The 17,419-nt window shown below is 62.3% G+C and carries 18 protein-coding genes; 7 read left to right on the forward strand and 11 right to left on the reverse strand.

The genetic code is table 11. From position 1 onward, the window contains the following. The first annotated feature begins 113 nt into the window (after nucleotides 1-113). On the forward strand, nucleotides 114-788 hold the full coding sequence (locus WNZ15_RS14455; RefSeq protein ID WP_342893688.1) for a class I SAM-dependent methyltransferase: 675 nt from the start codon (nucleotides 114-116) through the stop codon (nucleotides 786-788). Between the two features lie 190 nt (nucleotides 789-978). Here the strand turns inward: WNZ15_RS14455 and ccrA are convergent, their stop codons facing one another. Further along, complete coding sequence (ccrA, locus tag WNZ15_RS14460) at nucleotides 979-2,274, reverse strand: crotonyl-CoA carboxylase/reductase (protein ID WP_342893689.1); 1,296 nt, start codon at nucleotides 2,272-2,274, stop codon at nucleotides 979-981. Nucleotides 2,275-2,557: 283 nt separating this feature from the next. Here ccrA and WNZ15_RS14465 point away from each other — a divergent pair, with 283 nt between their 5' ends. The 6 genes from WNZ15_RS14465 to WNZ15_RS14490 all read left to right on the forward strand — a co-directional run bounded on the left by WNZ15_RS14465 (nucleotide 2,558) and on the right by WNZ15_RS14490 (nucleotide 7,938). Continuing rightward, on the forward strand, nucleotides 2,558-4,555 hold the full coding sequence (locus tag WNZ15_RS14465; protein ID WP_342893690.1) for a protein meaA: 1,998 nt from the start codon (nucleotides 2,558-2,560) through the stop codon (nucleotides 4,553-4,555). 179 nt (nucleotides 4,556-4,734) lie between these two features. After that, on the forward strand, nucleotides 4,735-5,112 hold the full coding sequence (locus WNZ15_RS14470; protein ID WP_342893691.1) for a hypothetical protein: 378 nt from the start codon (nucleotides 4,735-4,737) through the stop codon (nucleotides 5,110-5,112). 156 nt (nucleotides 5,113-5,268) lie between these two features. Further along, nucleotides 5,269-6,258, forward strand: coding sequence for a sodium-dependent bicarbonate transport family permease (locus WNZ15_RS14475; protein WP_342893692.1), 990 nt, complete (start codon nucleotides 5,269-5,271; stop codon nucleotides 6,256-6,258). Nucleotides 6,259-6,262: 4 nt separating this feature from the next. Further along, nucleotides 6,263-6,574 carry a transcriptional regulator gene (locus WNZ15_RS14480; protein WP_342893693.1) on the forward strand — a complete coding sequence of 104 codons (312 nt, stop codon included), beginning with the start codon at nucleotides 6,263-6,265 and terminating at the stop codon, nucleotides 6,572-6,574. A 186-nt stretch (nucleotides 6,575-6,760) separates the two neighbouring features. After that, nucleotides 6,761-7,399, forward strand: a complete 639-nt coding sequence (locus WNZ15_RS14485; RefSeq protein ID WP_342893822.1) for a carbonic anhydrase — start codon at nucleotides 6,761-6,763, stop codon at nucleotides 7,397-7,399. Continuing rightward, nucleotides 7,396-7,938 (forward strand): DinB family protein, encoded by a 543-nt coding sequence (locus tag WNZ15_RS14490; protein ID WP_342893694.1) that lies wholly within the window; start codon nucleotides 7,396-7,398, stop codon nucleotides 7,936-7,938. The genes WNZ15_RS14485 and WNZ15_RS14490 overlap by 4 nt, the downstream gene beginning before the upstream one ends. A gap of 27 nt (nucleotides 7,939-7,965) precedes the next feature. On the opposite strand, the gene WNZ15_RS14495 is transcribed toward WNZ15_RS14490, so the two are convergent. From WNZ15_RS14495 to WNZ15_RS14540, 10 genes are all read right to left on the reverse strand, one after another. After that, a complete protein-coding gene (locus tag WNZ15_RS14495) occupies nucleotides 7,966-9,048 on the reverse strand; it encodes an HD domain-containing phosphohydrolase (RefSeq protein ID WP_342893695.1) in 1,083 nt (360 codons plus the stop codon). A gap of 221 nt (nucleotides 9,049-9,269) precedes the next feature. Beyond that, entirely contained in the window at nucleotides 9,270-10,163 is an 894-nt protein-coding gene (locus WNZ15_RS14500; protein WP_342893696.1) for a DMT family transporter, read from the reverse strand. 235 nt (nucleotides 10,164-10,398) lie between these two features. After that, nucleotides 10,399-12,114: a methyl-accepting chemotaxis protein gene (locus tag WNZ15_RS14505; protein ID WP_342893697.1), complete on the reverse strand. Its 1,716-nt coding sequence runs from the start codon at nucleotides 12,112-12,114 to the stop codon at nucleotides 10,399-10,401. 286 nt (nucleotides 12,115-12,400) lie between these two features. Continuing rightward, nucleotides 12,401-13,516 (reverse strand): pyrroloquinoline quinone biosynthesis protein PqqE, encoded by a 1,116-nt coding sequence (pqqE, locus tag WNZ15_RS14510; RefSeq protein WP_342893698.1) that lies wholly within the window; start codon nucleotides 13,514-13,516, stop codon nucleotides 12,401-12,403. After that, a complete protein-coding gene (gene pqqD, locus WNZ15_RS14515) occupies nucleotides 13,513-13,851 on the reverse strand; it encodes a pyrroloquinoline quinone biosynthesis peptide chaperone PqqD (RefSeq protein ID WP_342893699.1) in 339 nt (112 codons plus the stop codon). Before pqqD ends, pqqE begins: the two co-directional genes overlap by 4 nt. Nucleotides 13,852-13,855: 4 nt before the next feature. After that, nucleotides 13,856-14,707 (reverse strand): pyrroloquinoline-quinone synthase PqqC, encoded by an 852-nt coding sequence (gene pqqC / locus WNZ15_RS14520; protein WP_342893700.1) that lies wholly within the window; start codon nucleotides 14,705-14,707, stop codon nucleotides 13,856-13,858. Then, nucleotides 14,704-15,651: a pyrroloquinoline quinone biosynthesis protein PqqB gene (pqqB, locus tag WNZ15_RS14525; protein ID WP_342893701.1), complete on the reverse strand. Its 948-nt coding sequence runs from the start codon at nucleotides 15,649-15,651 to the stop codon at nucleotides 14,704-14,706. The genes pqqC and pqqB overlap by 4 nt, the downstream gene beginning before the upstream one ends. A gap of 28 nt (nucleotides 15,652-15,679) precedes the next feature. Further along, entirely contained in the window at nucleotides 15,680-15,781 is a 102-nt protein-coding gene (gene pqqA, locus WNZ15_RS14530) for a pyrroloquinoline quinone precursor peptide PqqA (protein ID WP_103223263.1), read from the reverse strand. Nucleotides 15,782-16,106: 325 nt separating this feature from the next. Then, complete coding sequence (locus WNZ15_RS14535) at nucleotides 16,107-17,141, reverse strand: aspartate-semialdehyde dehydrogenase (RefSeq protein ID WP_342893702.1); 1,035 nt, start codon at nucleotides 17,139-17,141, stop codon at nucleotides 16,107-16,109. Nucleotides 17,142-17,248: 107 nt separating this feature from the next. Beyond that, the gene (locus tag WNZ15_RS14540; RefSeq protein ID WP_342893703.1) at nucleotides 17,249-17,386 is read right to left on the reverse strand and encodes a hypothetical protein; all 138 of its coding nucleotides are present in this window, start codon (nucleotides 17,384-17,386) and stop codon (nucleotides 17,249-17,251) included. Nucleotides 17,387-17,419 lie beyond the last annotated feature (33 nt).

Here is a 17,419-nt window from a genome sequence, read left to right on the forward strand (position 1 = left end):
CACTTGATTTCCGATATTTCTTGTAACATATAAAGTTACATAATTTGGCACCGGGGCCGGCCCGTCCCGCTTGATGCCTTGATCCGTCCGCGCCGCCCGCGAGGGAGTATGCAATGTCCTCATTCTCGGACCCTGCCGCCGTGTCGGGATATGCCGACAGGACGGCGCGGCTGGTGCCGGGTCTCCGGGACCTGCACCGCATGGCCGGCATCCTGCTGGCGGAACGGGCCCGGCAGGACGCGCATGTTCTGGTTCTGGGCGCCGGTGGCGGGCTGGAGCTGAAGGCCTTCGCCGGGATGTATCCGACGTGGCGGTTCTGCGGTGTGGACCCTTCAACCGAAATGCTGAACCAGGCCCGGGTGGAACTCGGCTGCTCCCGTGGACGCGTGACCTTTCACGAGGGCTACATTGAGCACGCGCCGGCGGGCCCCTTCGATGGGGCAACCTGTCTTCTCACCCTGCATTTTCTGGAAGAAGCGGAGCGATTGCGGACGCTGCGCGAAATACGCCGGCGTCTGACGCCCTGCGCGGCTTTCGTTGCCGCCCACCACAGCTTCCCGGTGGAGGCCGGCGGCAAGGACAGGTGGCTTGGACGGTTCGCAGCCTTCTCGTCTGCTTCCGGAGGGACAGGCCCCGAAGCCGGGGCGGGCATCGCCGCGATGAAACAACGTCTGCCGGTTCTCTCGCCAGAACGCGATCGGGAGCTTCTGTGTGAAGCCGGTTTTACGGATATTGAATTGTTTTACGCCGGATTCACGTTCCGGGGATGGGTTGGCCGGGCGCCATAGCGACCAGCAAAAAAAAACCGGCCCGCGGAACACGGGCCGGCCGGCTTTCATGCGGTTCCGGCGTTCTGCCAGAAAGTGTTGATCACGGGCCGTCCGACGCCCGTTGCCTGCAAGGCGCGCAACGCGGCGCGTCTTGTCCAATACACCGCGATGCCCTGACACTCTTTGGTCGTACCGGGAATTCAGGCCGTCAGCGCTTGCACGCGTCAACGACGTCCTCGTAGGTTCTCAGACCGGTCGTCGGGGCACAGACGAGAACCGACATGTTGCCGGGAGCATGCTGGTTCTTCCACATCTTGGTATGGGCCTTCGGGATCTGGTCCCAGGGAAACACTTCTGACATATACGGGTCGATGCGCCGCTCGATCATCAGCTTGTTGGCCGCCGAGGCCTGTTGCAGATGCGCGAAGTGCGAGCCCTGCAGGCGCTTCTGGTGCATCCACATGTAGCGGACATCGAAGGTGCAGTTGAAGCCCGAAGTACCCGCGCAGATCACGACCATGCCGCCTTTCTTGCACACGAAGGTGGAGACCGGGAAAGTCGCCTCGCCGGGGTGCTCGAAGACGATATCGACATTGTTGCCCTTGCCGGTGAACTCCCAGATGGCCTTGCCGAACTTGCGGACTTCCTGAAACCACTCACCGTATTCGGGCGAATTGACCTTCGGCAACTGGCCCCAGCACTTGAAGTCCTTGCGGTTGACGACGCCCTTGGCGCCGAGATCCAGGACGAACTGGCGCTTGTCCTCGTCCGAGATCACGCCGATCGCGTTGGCGCCTGCCGCCGTGATCAACTGGATGGCATAGGAACCGAGGCCGCCGGAAGCGCCCCAGACCAGAACGTTCTGACCGGGCTTGAGTTCATGGGGGTGATGGCCGAACAGCATGCGGTAGGCGGTGGCCAGCGTCAGCGTGTAGCAGGCGCTTTCCTCCCAGGTCAGGTGCTTCGGGCGCGGCATCAGCTGCTGCGCCTGGACACGCGTGAACTGCGAGAACGAACCGTCCGGGGTCTCGTAGCCCCAGATGCGCTGGGACGTGGAGAACATCGGATCGCCGCCGTTGCATTCCTCGTCGTCGCCATCGTCCTGATTGCAGTGCACCACGACCTCGTCGCCGACCTTCCAGCGCTTGACCTTGTCGCCGACGGCCCAGACGATGCCGGAGGCATCCGATCCGGCGATATGATAGGGCGCGCCATGGCCGTCGAAGGGGCTGATCGGTTCGCCGAGACCCGCCCAGATACCGTTGTAGTTGACGCCTGCGGCCATCACCAGAACCAGAACCTCGTGGCTGTCCAGCTCCCAGGTCGGCACGACCTCGAGCTGCATGGCGTCTTCAGGCGGCCCGTGCCGGTCGCGCCGGATGGCCCAGGCGTACATGTTTTTCGGCACGTGACCGAGCGGCGGAATCTCACCGATTTCGTAGAGGTCTTTCACCGGAGCGTCCTCGCGCGTTCGGTTGTCATTGGCTTCGGCGGCTGCTGTCATTCTCCCCTCCCAGGGCTTGTTGGCCTTAGAATCTCGCAATTGCACAACGGTTGCTCGGGCAAAAACCCGATTTTGCGCAACTATCGTTCAAAAACCCGGCTCATATCTATACGACTATTGCTTAACTTGCGTTTTGGTGCCAAGCGTATTTTGCATTGCAAGAGAGAGTTTCGCGGGTGCGCAAACTCCGGCACACCTCTGTCCGACCGGGAGACGCAGGCGGACGTGCTGCCGTAGACCCGAAGAAAAACAGGCGCGTGAGCGCCTCAGGAGGATGAGCGGCATGAGTGCGACGGGCGAAACGGGGCAGCACAAGGACCGTCCCTGGATTTTCCGCACCTATGCGGGGCATTCGACGGCAGCGGATTCAAACAAGCTGTACCGTGGCAATCTTGCCAAGGGACAAACCGGACTGTCGGTGGCGTTCGACCTGCCGACCCAGACAGGCTACGACCCGGACGACCTGCTCGCGCGCGGCGAGGTCGGCAAGGTCGGGGTGCCGGTGGCGCATCTGGGCGACATGCGCACCCTGTTCCGGGACATCCCGCTGGAGCGCATGAACACGTCGATGACGATCAATGCGACCGCACCCTGGTTGCTGGCGCTTTATGTCGCGGCGGCTGACGAGCAGGGGGCGGACCGCACGCTTCTTGCCGGCACCACACAGAACGACATCATCAAGGAATATCTGTCCCGGGGCACGTATGTGTTTCCGCCAGCGCCGTCCCTGAAACTGACCACGGACGTGATTGCCTGGACCTATTCCAACATGCCCAAATGGAACCCGATGAATGTCTGTTCCTATCATCTGCAGGAAGCCGGGGCGACACCGGTGCAGGAACTGTCCTTCGCCCTTGCCACGGCGGTTGCCATTCTGGATTCGATGAAGGCCGGAGGGGCGATTCCGGAAGAGGATTTCCCCAAGGCGGTGGGCCGGATATCCTTCTTCGTCAACGCGGGCATGCGCTTCATCACCGAGATGTGCAAGATGCGCGCGTTCACCGAATTGTGGGACGAAATCTGCCGGGGCCGCTACGGCGTCGAGGACGAGCGCTACCGGCGCTTCCGCTACGGTGTGCAGGTGAATTCGCTCGGCCTGACCGAGCCGCAGCCGGAAAACAACGTCTACCGTATCCTGATTGAGATGCTGGCCGTGGTGTTGTCCAAAAATGCCCGTGCCCGCGCGGTGCAATTGCCGGCCTGGAACGAGGCGCTCGGCCTGCCGCGCCCCTTCGACCAGCAATGGTCGCTCCGGATGCAGCAGATTGTCGCCTATGAGACCGATCTTCTCGAATATGCGGACATCTTCGACGGTTCCGCCGAGATCACCCGGAAGGTGGACGCGCTGAAGGATGAAGCACGCGCGGAACTCGCGCGGATCGATGCCATGGGCGGCGCGGTGGCGGCGGTGGATTCCAGCTACATGAAGCGCCAGCTTGTGGACTCCAACTCCGCGCGGCTGGCGGCCATCGAGGCAGGCGACCAGGTGGTTGTCGGTGTCAACAGATGGACCGACAGCGAACCCTCGCCGCTTGCGGCAGGCGAGGATGGCGGCATTCTGACCGTGCCCGAGCATGTCGAGGAAGAAGCGATCGAGAAAATCAGGGCCTGGCGCGCGGAGCGCGACACAGCCGCGGTGGAAGCCGCGCTCGGCGCCCTGAAGGCGGCGGCGCAGGAAGGCCGCAACATCATGGAGCCGTCCATCGCCGCGGCCAGGGTCGGTGCGACCACCGGGGAATGGGGCCGCACCCTGCGCGAGGTGTTCGGAGAATACCGGGCGCCGACAGGTGTGGGCCAGAGCATGCGCGAGGACGGAACCGACCTGGAAGCCGTGCGCGGCGAGGTCGAAACGGTCTCCGGGAAACTCGGCCGGCGGCTCAAGTTCCTGGTCGGAAAACCCGGCCTCGACGGGCATTCCAACGGGGCGGAGCAGATCGCGGTGCGCGCAAGGGACTGCGGCATGGAAGTCGTCTATGAGGGCATTCGCCTGACGCCCGACCAGATCGTCAACGCGGCTGTCGAGGAAGACGTTCATGTCATCGGCCTCTCCATCCTGTCCGGATCTCATCTTGCGCTGGTGCGGGACGTGGTGGACAGGCTGCGGGCGGCCGGTGCGGACGACATACCGGTCGTTGTCGGCGGGATCATTCCGGACGAAGACGCCGCCGAGCTCAAGGCCATGGGCGTTGCTGCCGTCTACACGCCCAAGGATTTCCAGCTCACCGACATCATGGCCGACGTGGTCCGGATCGTCGGCAGCGGCGCGCCGAAGGCGGCCTGACGTTCAGGCGGAGCCGTCGTTGCAGCAACGGCCTCGTGCCACTTCGCTGATTCGCCAGGTGGTTTGTTCCCTGTGAAACAGTGGGTTAACACTACGTAAAGCTTTGTTAACTCTTTGTTGAGAGATTCATAGGGTGCCGCCAGAAAGGCGGCAGTTCTCTGAATGGCCAGGAGGCCGGAATGGCGACGATTGAGCGGCCGGTATCGGCCCAGGTCGTGGCGCATGCGACAGAGTATCCCGCGGACCGGGACGGTGACGATGCCGGCCATGACCGCAGAAAAAAGCGTGACACCGCAGAGCGCCAGGACACAGACACCGGCAGGCCCGAGGATAACCCGGCCGTCCTTGTCGATGCACACCACATTGAAAATCACACGCTCGACGGCGTCGCGGCGTATCGCGCGGCCGCGTTGCAGGCGCTGGAGCCGGGTATCGATCACGGTCCGGTCCATCCCCTGCCCGGGCCGGTCAACCGGCTTCCCGCGGACAATATCCGTCATGCCTATGAGGACCGCGGCGACGACGAGCCTGCGCATGCGGTCAATGTGGCGACCTGAGCGCACCGGATATTGCGCCTCCAAAAAGCCCTGAACCGATCAACACTTGATCGGCTTCACAGACTTCCCAAATTGCAGCAACATACGTATTGATGCGTATATCGCGCCGCTTGTTGCATGGCCAGGGGCGGTTCAGGGCAAGGAGGCTCAACGGCGTTGACCGAAACCATCGTAAACCTTGCGGCGCAGAACCTGCTGTCGCCGATCATTCTCTTTTTCGCTCTCGGGCTGGGTGCGGCACTCGTACGCTCGGATCTTTCGGTTCCTGAAGCTGCCGCAAAGACCCTGTCGATCTATCTGCTGTTCGCGATCGGATTCAAGGGCGGGGTCAGTGTCAGTGGGCACGGTGTCGACGCCGGTTTGCTCCTCTCGCTCCTGGCCGGTCTGGTGCTGTCCTTCGCCATTCCGTTCGCGGCATTCGCTCTGCTGCGGGTGATGACCTCCCTCAACACAACAGACGCCGCCGCAGTTGCCGGGCATTACGGATCCATTTCCATCGTGACCTTCGTGGCGGCGACGTCGGTTCTGCAGAGCCAGGGTCTGGCAAGCGAAGGGTACCTGGTTGCCGTCGCGGCCGTGATGGAAGCGCCGGCGATCCTGTCGGCGCTGTGGCTGGCGGCGAGGGCCCCGGCGGACGGATCGGGCCGCTCCGGGAGAATGTCCGGTCTCTGGCGCGAAATCCTCCTGAACGGGTCGATTGTTCTGCTCATCGGATCGTTCGTGATCGGGCTTCTGTCCGGACCGAAGGGACTCGCCGACATCGAGAGTTTCATCGTCGCGCCGTTCAAGGGTGTGCTGTGCCTGTTTCTTCTGGACATGGGCCTGGTTGCCGGACGGGGGCTCCGGGCCAGCGCCGGGCAATTGCGGCCGGGCTTGATCGGGTTCGGCATCCTGATGCCGATACTGGGGTCTGTCGCCGGCCTTGCCGCGGCCAGTCTTGTCGGCCTGTCCACGGGAGGGACGGTGCTGCTGATGACCCTCAGCGCGTCGGCCTCCTATATCGCCGTTCCGGCGGCGATGCGGGTCGCCCTGCCCGAGGCCAACCCGTCCATTTATCTGACAATGTCCCTGGGGATTACCTTTCCTTTCAACCTTACGATCGGAATTCCCCTCTACCTCAGCATCGCCCAGGCAACCGGAGGATAAAGCCGTGGATACGAAAGACGCCAAGCGGGTCGAGATCATCATCGAAGCGCCGATGGAAACCCGGCTTACCGACGCGCTCGACGGGGCCGGTGTCACCGGCTACACGATCCTGCCGGTCATGGGCGGCAGCGGTCTGTCCGGGCGCTGGAGCCGCGAGGGCCAGGTGTCCCGGGCGGGCGGCATGGTGGCCATCGTCTGCATCATCCGTCCGGATCGGCTGGACCTGCTTCTGGAAGCCGCTTTTGCGGTCGTCGAGCGGCATATCGGCGTCATTTCAGTAAGCGATTGCGCTGTGCTGCGGGCCGAAAGGTTCTGAGGCGGGCGGGCGGCGACCCGATGGGAGGCGGCACCCGGCTCAAATTTCTCCCGATCTGCCGCGGGTTCCGGCTCCGCGATTGATTGATTTGCATTCCCCTTGTCTGGTGGTATGACCCAAGTGAAACACGAGCCGGTTCGGCTCGAAAGTGCTGGAGGCGCATCCTTGAATTTTCCAACGCACCTCATGACCGGGTATGGCCGCTTTCTCAACAAGGGTTTCGTCCGCTACAAGGAAACGCATGAGCGCCTGGCGGTGTACGGTCAGACGCCCGAGGTGATGGTGATTTCCTGCTGCGACAGCCGGGTGACCCCGGAAGGTATTTTCAATGTCGGACCAGGCGAATTGTTCGTGGTGCGCAATGTGGCCAACCTTGTGCCGCCCTACGAGGATACCGAAGGCCAGCACGGCACCAGCGCGGCGATCGAATTCGCGGTCGGCGGCCTCAAGGTGAAGCATATCGTCATCATGGGCCACGGCCAGTGCGGCGGTGTGAAAGCTTTCCGTGAAAACGCCAATGCGCCGCTGGCCACCGGCGAGTTCATCGGCCGCTGGATCAAGCTGCTGGAGCCTGCGGCGATCGCGATGGCCTGCATGCCGATCGACAAGGTGGACGACCCGCAGCTCGCCATGGAATATGCCGGCATCCGGCAGTCGCTGAAAAACCTGATGACCTTCCCGTTCATCGAACGCGCCGTTCAGCAGGGCGTGCTGCAGATCCACGGGGCCTGGTTCGACATCGGGTCCGGCGAATTGCGTGTGATGGACCCGGAAACGCAGCACTTCGACAAGGCCGAGCCGGACATTGCTGAAGGTGCTCCATGACCCGGGACAACAACGAACCGGACATGGGTTTTCCCGTGCTCTACCGGCGCATGGCAGCCTATAACGCCTTGATGACGGAGAGGGCCTATGCGGCGGCGGGGCAGATGAGCGACGCGGACAGGAAAGCGGACAAAGGCGCCTTCTTTCGCTCGGTGCACTCCACGCTCAATCACATTCTCTTCGCGGACAGGGCCTGGATGGGCCGGTTCACCGGGCGCAGCTATGAGATCAAGGGCATGGGCGTCGATCTCTACGAGGATTTCGAGGCCCTGAAGGCGGCCCACCTGGCGATGTGCGGCGACATTTCGGCGTTCTGCGAAGAGTTGACGCCGGACTGGCTCGCCGGAGATCTTCAGTGGACAAGCGGGATGGACGGCATCGCGCGCAGCCGGCCGCGTTGGCTGCTCGTGACCCACATGTTCAATCACCAGACCCACCATCGCGGGCAATTGTCGACGCTTCTGAACCAGGCGGGGATTGATATCGGCGTGACCGACCTGCCGTTCATGCCGGATCTGGCTGAAGGTGATACAGCCTGACGGCGGCGGAACCGTCACCGTCCGAAATCAGACGGCCGCGCGCCGCAACTGCCCCAGATCGTTGCTGAAGACCGTGTCCCGAAACGAGCGCAGCAGCTTGGTGTCGAGCTTGCCGTCCATTTCGTTCAGGATCGAAAAGGCCTGCCTGGGACTGTAGCTGTCCTTGTAGGCCCGTTTCTCCGTCAGCGCCGAATAGATGTCGCAGATCGTCACGATCCGCACGGACCTCGAAATCTGGCTTCCCTTCAGGCCCTTCGGGTAGCCGGTTCCGTCGATGAATTCATGATGTGACACGGCGATGTCACAGGCGTCTTCCGGCACGCCCCCGGAGGTTTCCAGGATCTGCCTGCCATGGTCCGGATGCCGGTTGACAAGCTTGCGTTCCGCATCCGTAAGCCTGCCGGGCTTGTCCAGAATCGACAGCGGGATCTTGATTTTTCCGAGGTCGTGCACCAGCGCGCCAAGACCGAGACGGATCTGGTCCGGTTCGGGAAGTCCGAGTGCCTTGGAAAATCTGATGGTGTGACCCGTCACCATCATCGTATGGCAAAAGGTATGGCTGTGATGCTGCTGAACGGCGGAAAGCCATGCGTCTATGCCCTCCGACTCGATCGTGGCGGCGATATCCCGCGCGCTCTCGACGAGTTTTCGAACTGGCAGGGGCGTGCCATTGAGCGCGGCTGCCGTCATCTCGTTGAGCGATGCGCATGTGTGCGTTACGGCGGCCCTGACCTGTTCGCAGACAGAGCCGTCGAGCTGAGGCTGGGCGTAGTCTCCGAGTTTGCCGCGCAATTTGCCCAGGAGAGTGTTGGAGGAGTCGTTTCTGTCGACAAGCTCGTGGCAGCCAAGTTCACGCACCTGCATGACTTGCCGGCGGTTCTGCAAATCGACAAGGCCGATCATCCGGAATCCGGACCTGTCCCGCAGGGCTTTCAGATGGTGCAGATGGTCCAGCGGGGCGGCGAGAAAGTCCGCAATCATCACAGCATCGGACGGCACATCCGGATCCAGATCGGGAAACCTCACCAGCTTGGCCGGGTAGGTCGAAGCGATGCACAGGAATTGCTTCGAGATCTTTGTCAGGTCCGATGCGGAAAGTATTACCTGCATGGTGGCGTGAATACTCAGAATAAATGATATATCACATGAAAGCTAATTCGGTATTCGTAAGAAAGACTTAAAAAAATCACAAGAATCGGGGCTTTCTGATAAATTCGATCCGTGAATATTGTTATTTTTAACGATATACTTTTGTTGAACTGTCCTGCCGGTGGAGCCGGATTGCCGGCCGGGGCAGCGGCCGTCGGGTGAGGCCTGGGGGGCGAGGTCTGCTAACTCGCGAACAGCAACGCGCTGCCGGCCACCACGAGTGCCGCGCCCGCCCAGGCGCCGAGAGCGGGCATTTCACCTGTGCGCCACCACATCATCGGCAACATCACCACAGGTGTCGTGGCGGACAGGGTGGCCACGATGCCGACTTCGCCGCCGGAAAGCGCATACAGGATCAGGGTCATGCCGAGACCCATGCCGAGCAGGCCGGAGACGGCGATGATGCCGACGATGGGCAGGGTCAGGCTGCCGGACGGTTTCACCCAGGACACGGGCAGCCGGGTCAGAACCACAAGTCCGAGGGCCGCAACGGCGACCCGGATGCTCGAGGCGGCAACAGGATCCGCGCCCGCCTCCATGATCGGACGGGCGATCAGGGATCCGACAGACTGGGACAGGGCGGCGGCGAGGCCGACCAGGACGCCGACCCAGAGCGGGCCCTTTATGTTCTCCCATTTGTGCAGTTGCGACTTGCGTTTGCCGAAACGGATGGCCAGCAGGACGCCGAGAAAAGTCAGCAGGAGCCCGCCGACTTGTACCGGAGACAGATATTCGTCCAGAACCAGCCAGCCGAGGATCGCCGACATCGGCGCGTTGAGGGAAAACAGCATGGCCGTCCGGCGCGGCCCCATGCGGTTGAGGGTCAGGAACAGGGCGGTGTCACCCAGAAAGATGCCGATGAAACCGGACAGGACCAATGGTGCGAGATGGTCGTTGCCGATGGACGCCCAGCCGGTGGTCGCAGCCACCCAGAGGCCCAGCATCACAGCCACCAGCACCATTCGCGTGCAATTGAACGCGATAGCTCCCAGATGCAGGGAGGGCCCGGCGGACAGCAAGCCCGTGAGGGCCCAGAGCGAGGCGGCCCCGAGGGCGGCGGCTTCGTAGAGAAACATTGAGATTACGGTTTTCTGGACAGGAAGGGCGCGTCGGCCGGTTTGCTCAGCTCCATGGAGTGGAAGTGCGGGTCTTGTCGTTCTTTTTCACGTTCCTGGCAACACGGAAGAGAGCATTGCCGGTCAATCGCCGATCCTGGCGGGCCGGACATGGAAAGAGCGCGGTGGCTGGCCACCGCGCTCCGGAATTGTCTTGCCGGATTTCGCTGGATCCGGTTGTCAGGAACCGGCCTGTTCAGGCTGCGGCGACATTGCGCAGGAAGTTCTCGACTTCCTGTTTCAGTTCTTCCGTCCGCGATGCGAGCTGGCCCGACGCGTCCAGAACCGCCTGGGACGATTCCGACGTCTCGTTCACCGTGCCGGAGAGATCCGACATGCGCGAGGAGACGAAGGTCGTGCCTTCCGCTGCCTTCTGGGCATTTTGCGAGATTTCGCCCGTTGCAGACCCCTGTTCGTCGACCGCGGCGGCGATGGTGCCGGTGTAGGAGTTCACCTCTTCCATGATGGTCGTGATCTCGGCGATGGCGTTGACCGACTCCTTGGTGGCTTCCTGGATCGCGGTGATCTGGGCGCTGATTTCCTCGGTCGCCTTGGACGTCTGGGTGGCCAGCTCCTTCACTTCAGCCGCAACGACGGCAAAGCCCTTGCCTGCTTCTCCGGCCCGTGCGGCCTCGATCGTGGCGTTGAGGGCCAGCAGGTTGGTCTGTTCGGCGATTGCCTGGATGAGCGTGACGACTTCACCGATCTTCGAGGCGGAGGCAGCGAGGCCCTCGACCTTTTCGTTGGTGACCCGTGTGCCTTCCGTGGCGCGGCCGACGACTTCCGTGGTCTGGGAAACCTGACGCGAGATTTCACCGATGGAGGCGGACAGTTCTTCGGCGGCACTTGCCACGGTCTGGACGCTGGAGGTCGCATCGTCGGCTGAGTTGAGCGTTTCCGTTGCGCTGGCGGCACTCTGGCCGGACAGGTCCGAAAGCCTGCCGGCGGTGTCTTCAAGGCCGTGAACGGTTTCGTCGACGGACCCGAGAACATTGGAAATGCTGTTCCGGAACGTACCGATCAGGTCCTGAACCGTGTTCTGCCGACCGGCTGCCGCCTCTTCGGATTCCCGCTGCTGGTCCGCAAGCTCAAACCGCTCTTTGGCTCGGGTCCTCAGCGTGTTGACCGCATTGGCAAGGATGCCGATCTGGTCGGTACGGTCCTTGAACGGAACCTCTGTTTCCAGGTTGTCCCGGGCGATGTCCTCGGTAATCTCGGCGAGCCGGGTGATCGGGCGCATCTGACGGCCGATCGCATAAATCAGCAACAGCACGGAGATCAGGACAACCGGCAGGGCCCAGAGACCATATCGGCTCATCAACTGGGTCACATTGGCCTGCACGGCCGCTTTTTCGACCCCGGCATAGAGGATGCCGATGGTTTCACCCGTGCCGGAGAAGATCGGCTGGTAGACCGTGTAATAGTCCTTGCCGAGAATGGTCGCCTGGCCGTTGAAGGTGGTTCCCTTCGTCACGATGGGATAGACGGCGCCGTTCTTGCCGAGAGGCGTGCCGACGGCGCGTTTGCCGTCACCCTTGATGATGTTGGTGGACTTGCGCCAGAAATCCCTCGTTTCGGGATCCCAGGCGAACACCGTTGCCGTCTCGCCCGTCATGCGGCCGATCACGTCGATCATGTCGTGGTTTTCGAAGCTTGGAATTTCGGCAAGTTCGATCTTCGAGACATTGCCGTCCGATTTCCAGCTTATCCGTGCGCCTTCAACACGTTCTTCCAGTATTGTTGCTGCAACACGCAGGTTGACGTCCTGTTTCTTCAGAGCAGTGTCCTGCGCCTGTTCATGCGCAACCTGATAAAGAATGACGCCGACCACAAACATGGAAACGGTCAGGACACCGGCGGACACGACCGCCAAAGTGGATGTCACGCTCAGCCGAGCGAAGATATTATTCATCGAAGCCCTCTCTTCTCTCCCGGCGGTATGGTCAGGCAAAATACTTAAGCCAAAGGTAACGGGCGTTACATATCCCGGAAATGCGCCATTTTTTCTCATTTGACGAGTAAATATTGGCAATATTACTTAAATTTTTGGAGTGACGGGCTGCTGAAGCGGACAAATCCGGCGTTTTGGGACGTCTTTTCTTCCGCTGCTGCCGTCATCGTCACGCAGGTCAGGGTGAGGTGATTCGGGTTGTCGCGCACGGAGAGGTCCGCGAGGGAGGATGCGCCGCCTTCGAGTGTCAGGCCTGCGCAGGCGCGCGTGGCGACCCCGCACCGATGACCCGTCTGCTGATCGGTTCCGCGGGCGGAAGGTCACGCAGGGCGGCATGATGGGGCGACTTGATACAGGTCGGGTCGGTCGCGGCGGCGTCGCCGGTCATGGCGAAGGCCTGACAGCGGCAGCCGCCGAAATCGATCTCCTTCCTGTCGCAGGAGCGGCAAGGCTCGGGCATCCAGTCGTGGCCACGAAAGCGGTTGAAGGCTTCCGAGCTTTCCCAGATCTCCCGCAGGGACCTCTCGTTGACCGTGTGGAACGCCATGGACGTGATCGTCTGTGCCGCGTGACACGGCAGCACGGTGCCATCCGGCGTGATCATGAAAGCATCCGAGGCCCAGCCGCCCATGCAGGGCTTCGGGTAGTCGGCATAATAGTCCGGGGTCACGAAATCGATGTTGAGGATGCCCTTCAGGTCCTCGCGTGCCGTTTCGACGAACGCGACCTGGCGCATGACCGCATCGTAGTCGGGCAGAAGCGCGGCCCGGTTCAGGTAGGCCCAGCCGTAGTATTGGACATTGGCGATTTCCAGCCGTTCGGCGCCGAGTTCCAGGGCAAGGGCAACGAAGTCCGGAACTTCGTGAATGTTGAGCTTGTGAATCGGCGCATTGACGGTGAGAGGCAGGCCGAGCTCCCGTATCCAGGCCGCCGCCTGACGTTTCTTGTGATGTGCGTTCTTGTAGTGGCCGATCAGCTCCGTCGTGTCCGCGTGGGCGCCCTGGAAACTGACCTGGGCGTGGTCGAGGCCGGCGTCGACGTAGGTTTCGAGACGTTCCAGGGTGAGGGTAACCGCGGCGGTGATGAGATTGGTATAGACACCCCGGGCGCTCAGACATCCGATCAGCACGTCCAGGTCCTTGCGCAGGGTCGGTTCTCCGCCGGACAGGTGCACCTGAAGGATGCCGAGATCGGCCGCCTGGGTGAATGTATCGAGCCAGGTTTGCGTGTCCAGTTCCCGGTTGGCCTTGAGCAGTTCGACCGGATTGGAACAATAGCCGCATTGCAGCGGGCAGCGATGGGTCAGTTCGGCCAGCATGCCCAGCGGTGGACCGGGAACGGGACTTTCGGTCTGACCGGTCATGGCCGGGATCCGTGATCTTGTCGTCCTTGCGCTTCCGGGCGGCAGCGGACCAGCAGCCGGTCGGACCATTCCTGGAGGAAGGCGATGACATCCGGAGCGATGTCAGCGGCGGGTGCGTTGTAGACCCGGGCGAGGCTTTCGGCGATTTCCGAGACGGTGGCATCGCCGGTGCAGCGGCTGAGGATGTCCGCGCTGATCTCGTCCGGCCAGAGCACCTTCTCGGGAGCGAGCACCACCCATCGTGCTCTCAGGCCGTCGTAGCGCAGGTGGACGTGAGAGGGCAGTGCGGGCCGGCTCGCCGAGGTTACTTTTGTGCGTTGGCGCAGGGCTGTCACGGGTCTACTCCGTGCCGGCCGGACGGAAGGCGCCAGGCGCGATCAGGCCCGGTTCCACATAGGCAAAATGCAGGGCATCGAGCATCGACCACAGGATATCGCATTTGGCAAAGAGCGCCTCGACGGCGTCGGCCTGCCTGTCCGGCGTATCGGCCCACACCGTGACGAGATCGAGCGCGTGCTCTGCATCGCGTGGCGCCTGATGCAGGCGCGGCTTGAAATAGGCGAGCGTGTCCTCGGTGATGTAATCGTAGCGCGCGAGCATCGCGGGAACACGTTCGCCGATGGCGACCGGTGAAAACAGTTCGGTCAGGGACGAGGCAACCGCAACCAGCAGGGAGGACCGGGAGACCAGGTCGATATAGGCCTGAACGGCAAAGCGGGTCGCGGGCAAGGCGTATTTGCGGGACTGGACCATGTCCGTGTCGAGCCCGAGCCCGTCGGCCAGTTTCAGCCAGCGCTTGATGCCGCCGTCCTTTTCCGCGCCGTCACCGCCATCATGATCGACGATGCGCTTGCGCCACTCGCGCCGGAAGTCCGGGTCCTCGGAACGGGACAGGATGAGGGCGTCCTTCTTCGGGATTGCTGCCTGATAACAATAGCGGTTGAGGGCCCAGGCCTGCATCTGCGCCTTGCTGAGGTCTCCCGCGTTCATGAGTTTGTGAAAGGGATGATGAATATGATAGCGATCGAAACCGGCGGTCCGCAGCGTCTGTTCCAGTTCCGAGGCCGAAAGCAGGCGTCCGGCCTTGCGGATTTCGTCGGCCGCCGATGGGGTCACGCCCGATTGGGTGCCCGATCGAGCGCCGGACTTCTCGGCGCCTTGAACAGCCCTTGCCGTCGCCGTTTTCGTCATAGCGTCAACTCCATCCCGTCATAGCCGATCTCCCAGCCTGCCGCTGTCACCGTTTTCGCGGCTTGTGATCCGGGGTCGAGGATGGGGTTGGTGTTGTTGATGTGCACGAAGATCCTGCGGCCGAGATCGACATCCTTCAGCGCCTTCAAAGTGCCGGTCGCTCCGCCGATGGCCATATGTCCCATGCGGGCACCGGTCTTGCTGCCGACACCCGTATCCGCCATCTCCGTGTCGTGAAAAACCGTGCCGTCGAACATGAGGCATGCGCCGCCGTCGATCCGCTCGCGCAGGGCATCGGTTACGGCGGCGCAGCCGGGAATGTAGAAAAGGGTTTTGTCGGGCTCTTGCGCGATTGGCGCATCCGATACGCGCAGGGCGATGCCGATGGTGTCGCCCGCAGCCGTGCCGAAATTCCGGTCGTTCTCGTTTTCGAGAAACAGGGCCACCTTGCCGGGGACGGCAAAGGTCTCGGCGGTCAGGCCGAGAGGGCCTCCGGGGCCTTCCAGGACGGTCGTGCCTTCAAGGGGAAGTTCTCGCCGTTCCACCACCTCGGGGTTCAGGACCTGGAAGATGCTGTTTTCGGCAAGGGTCTTCAGGACCCGGGCCGTCGCATAAAGAATGAAAGGTTCGCGCTCACGCAGGGAGAGGAGCCCGGCAATGTGGTCCACATCGGCGTTGGTCAGGACAACGGCTCCGATCGGCGTATGCCGGAGCGGGCCGTCCGCCCGGGGCTGCAGGTCCGGGCTCGCGGCAATCTGCTCCCGGATATCCGGAGAGGCATTGAAAACAGCCCAGCCTCGACCGTCCGCGCTCGCAGCGATGCTCGATTGCGTCCGGGCCAGAAAGCCGGGCCTTTTTTCACGCACGGCGCGGCTGAGCGGGGCGTTGCAATTCCATTGCGGAAAGCCGCCGCCGGCCGCGGAACCGAGGACCCTTATTTTCACCGGGTGCCTCCCCCTGCGTGGTGCCGAATTATTTCTTGCGGCCGCAGGTGCCGATTTCAGCAGGCATGTAGCGCGTGACTTCGAAACCGGCTTCAACGGCGGTCATTGCGGGCTTTTTCCAGGTTTTCATGTCATCTCCTCCTCTGGTTAACATGAGGGGAAAGCTTAACATTGGGCATCCCTGCTCGCAGGCGCCACCTTAGTCGGTGTTTTTATTCGGGCGTGCGCAGGGGGGCGGCCGCACTTGTTGCGATCAAGCATTTGATCGCGCGCGGATTTTCCGGAAGGTCGCAAGAAATGGCGGCAAGGCGCCTGTTGCGATGCAAAAAAGTCGATGGTGGCAATCGGAGGATTGCACGTTCCGGTCGAGACCCCTTGCAGAGGGATGCCGGGCGCCTGTCGATCGTCCGGACCGGTGCGCCGAAGCGCACCGGTCCGGATCGGCTTTAAAAAACTCAGGCCGCCGCTTTTTTCGGAGAGATCAGGCCGCGGTTGATCAGGACCTCGGCAATCTGGACGGTGTTGAGCGCGGCGCCCTTGCGCAGGTTGTCGGAGACGACCCACAGGTTGAGACCGTTCTCGACCGTCGCATCCTCGCGGATGCGGGAAATGTAGGTCGCGTCCTCGCCGGCGCTCTCATAGGGAGTGATGTAGCCGCCATCTTCCTGCTTGTCGATGACGAGACAGCCCGGCGCTTCACGCAGGATGCCGCGCGCCTCGTCTGCGGAGATCTCGTTCTCGAACTCGATGTTGATGCTTTCCGAATGACCGATGAACACGGGAACACGCACGGCGGTGCAGGTCACCTTGATGGCCGGGTCGAGCATCTTCTTGGTTTCGGCCAGCACCTTCCATTCTTCCTTGGTGTAGCCGTCTTCCATGAAGTCGTCGATGTGCGGGATCACGTTGAAGGCGATGCGCTTGGTGAACTTTTGCGGTTCGATCGGATCGTTGACGAAGATGGCACGGGTCTGGTTGAACAGTTCCTCCATCGCCTCCTTGCCGCCGCCGGAAACCGACTGGTAGGTCGACACGACGATGCGCTTGATCTTGGCGTGGTCATGCAGTGGCTTCAGCGCCACGACGAGCTGCGCCGTGGAGCAGTTCGGGTTGGCGATGATGTTCTTCCTGGTAAAGCCGGTGATGGCGTCGGCATTCACTTCCGGTACGATCAGGGGCACGTCCGCGTCGTAGCGCCACGCAGAGGAGTTGTCGATGACGACACAGCCTTTTGCGGCAATCTTCGGCGACCATTCCTTGGAAACGGTGCCGCCAGCGGACATGAGACAGATGTCGGTGTCGGAGAAATCGTAGTTCTCCATTGCCTGGACCTTCAGCGTCTTGTCGCCGAAGGAGACGTCCGTCCCCTGGGAGCGCCTTGAGGCGAGGGCGACGACTTCATCCGCCGGAAAGCCGCGTTCGGCCAGAATGTCCAGCATCTCGCGGCCGACATTGCCGGTGGCGCCTGCGATTGCGATCTTGAAACCCATGTCTGACTAATCCTTGTCCGTCTCCCCGCTCCGCCGGCCTGCCCGTTGAGGGGCGCTGCCGGCTCCTGGCGCCTCCCATCCCCGGGGAGACGGGATGAGCGGCACCGTCAAGCGGTGGTTTTGGTGGTCTTGGTGGTGCGTTTAGGAGCGGTTGCGGCAGCCGTCAGGGTCTCGCCGCGCATAAAGGTCGCGCTGGCAAGGGCCTGGGACATCATATCCAGAATGTCGGCTTTCAGCCGGGTCATCGGAACTCGCAATCGTCAAAACTTGAGACGGCG

This window comes from Roseibium sp. AS2 (genome assembly GCF_038900065.1).
In the GTDB taxonomy this organism is placed as follows: Bacteria; Pseudomonadota; Alphaproteobacteria; order Rhizobiales; family Stappiaceae; genus Roseibium.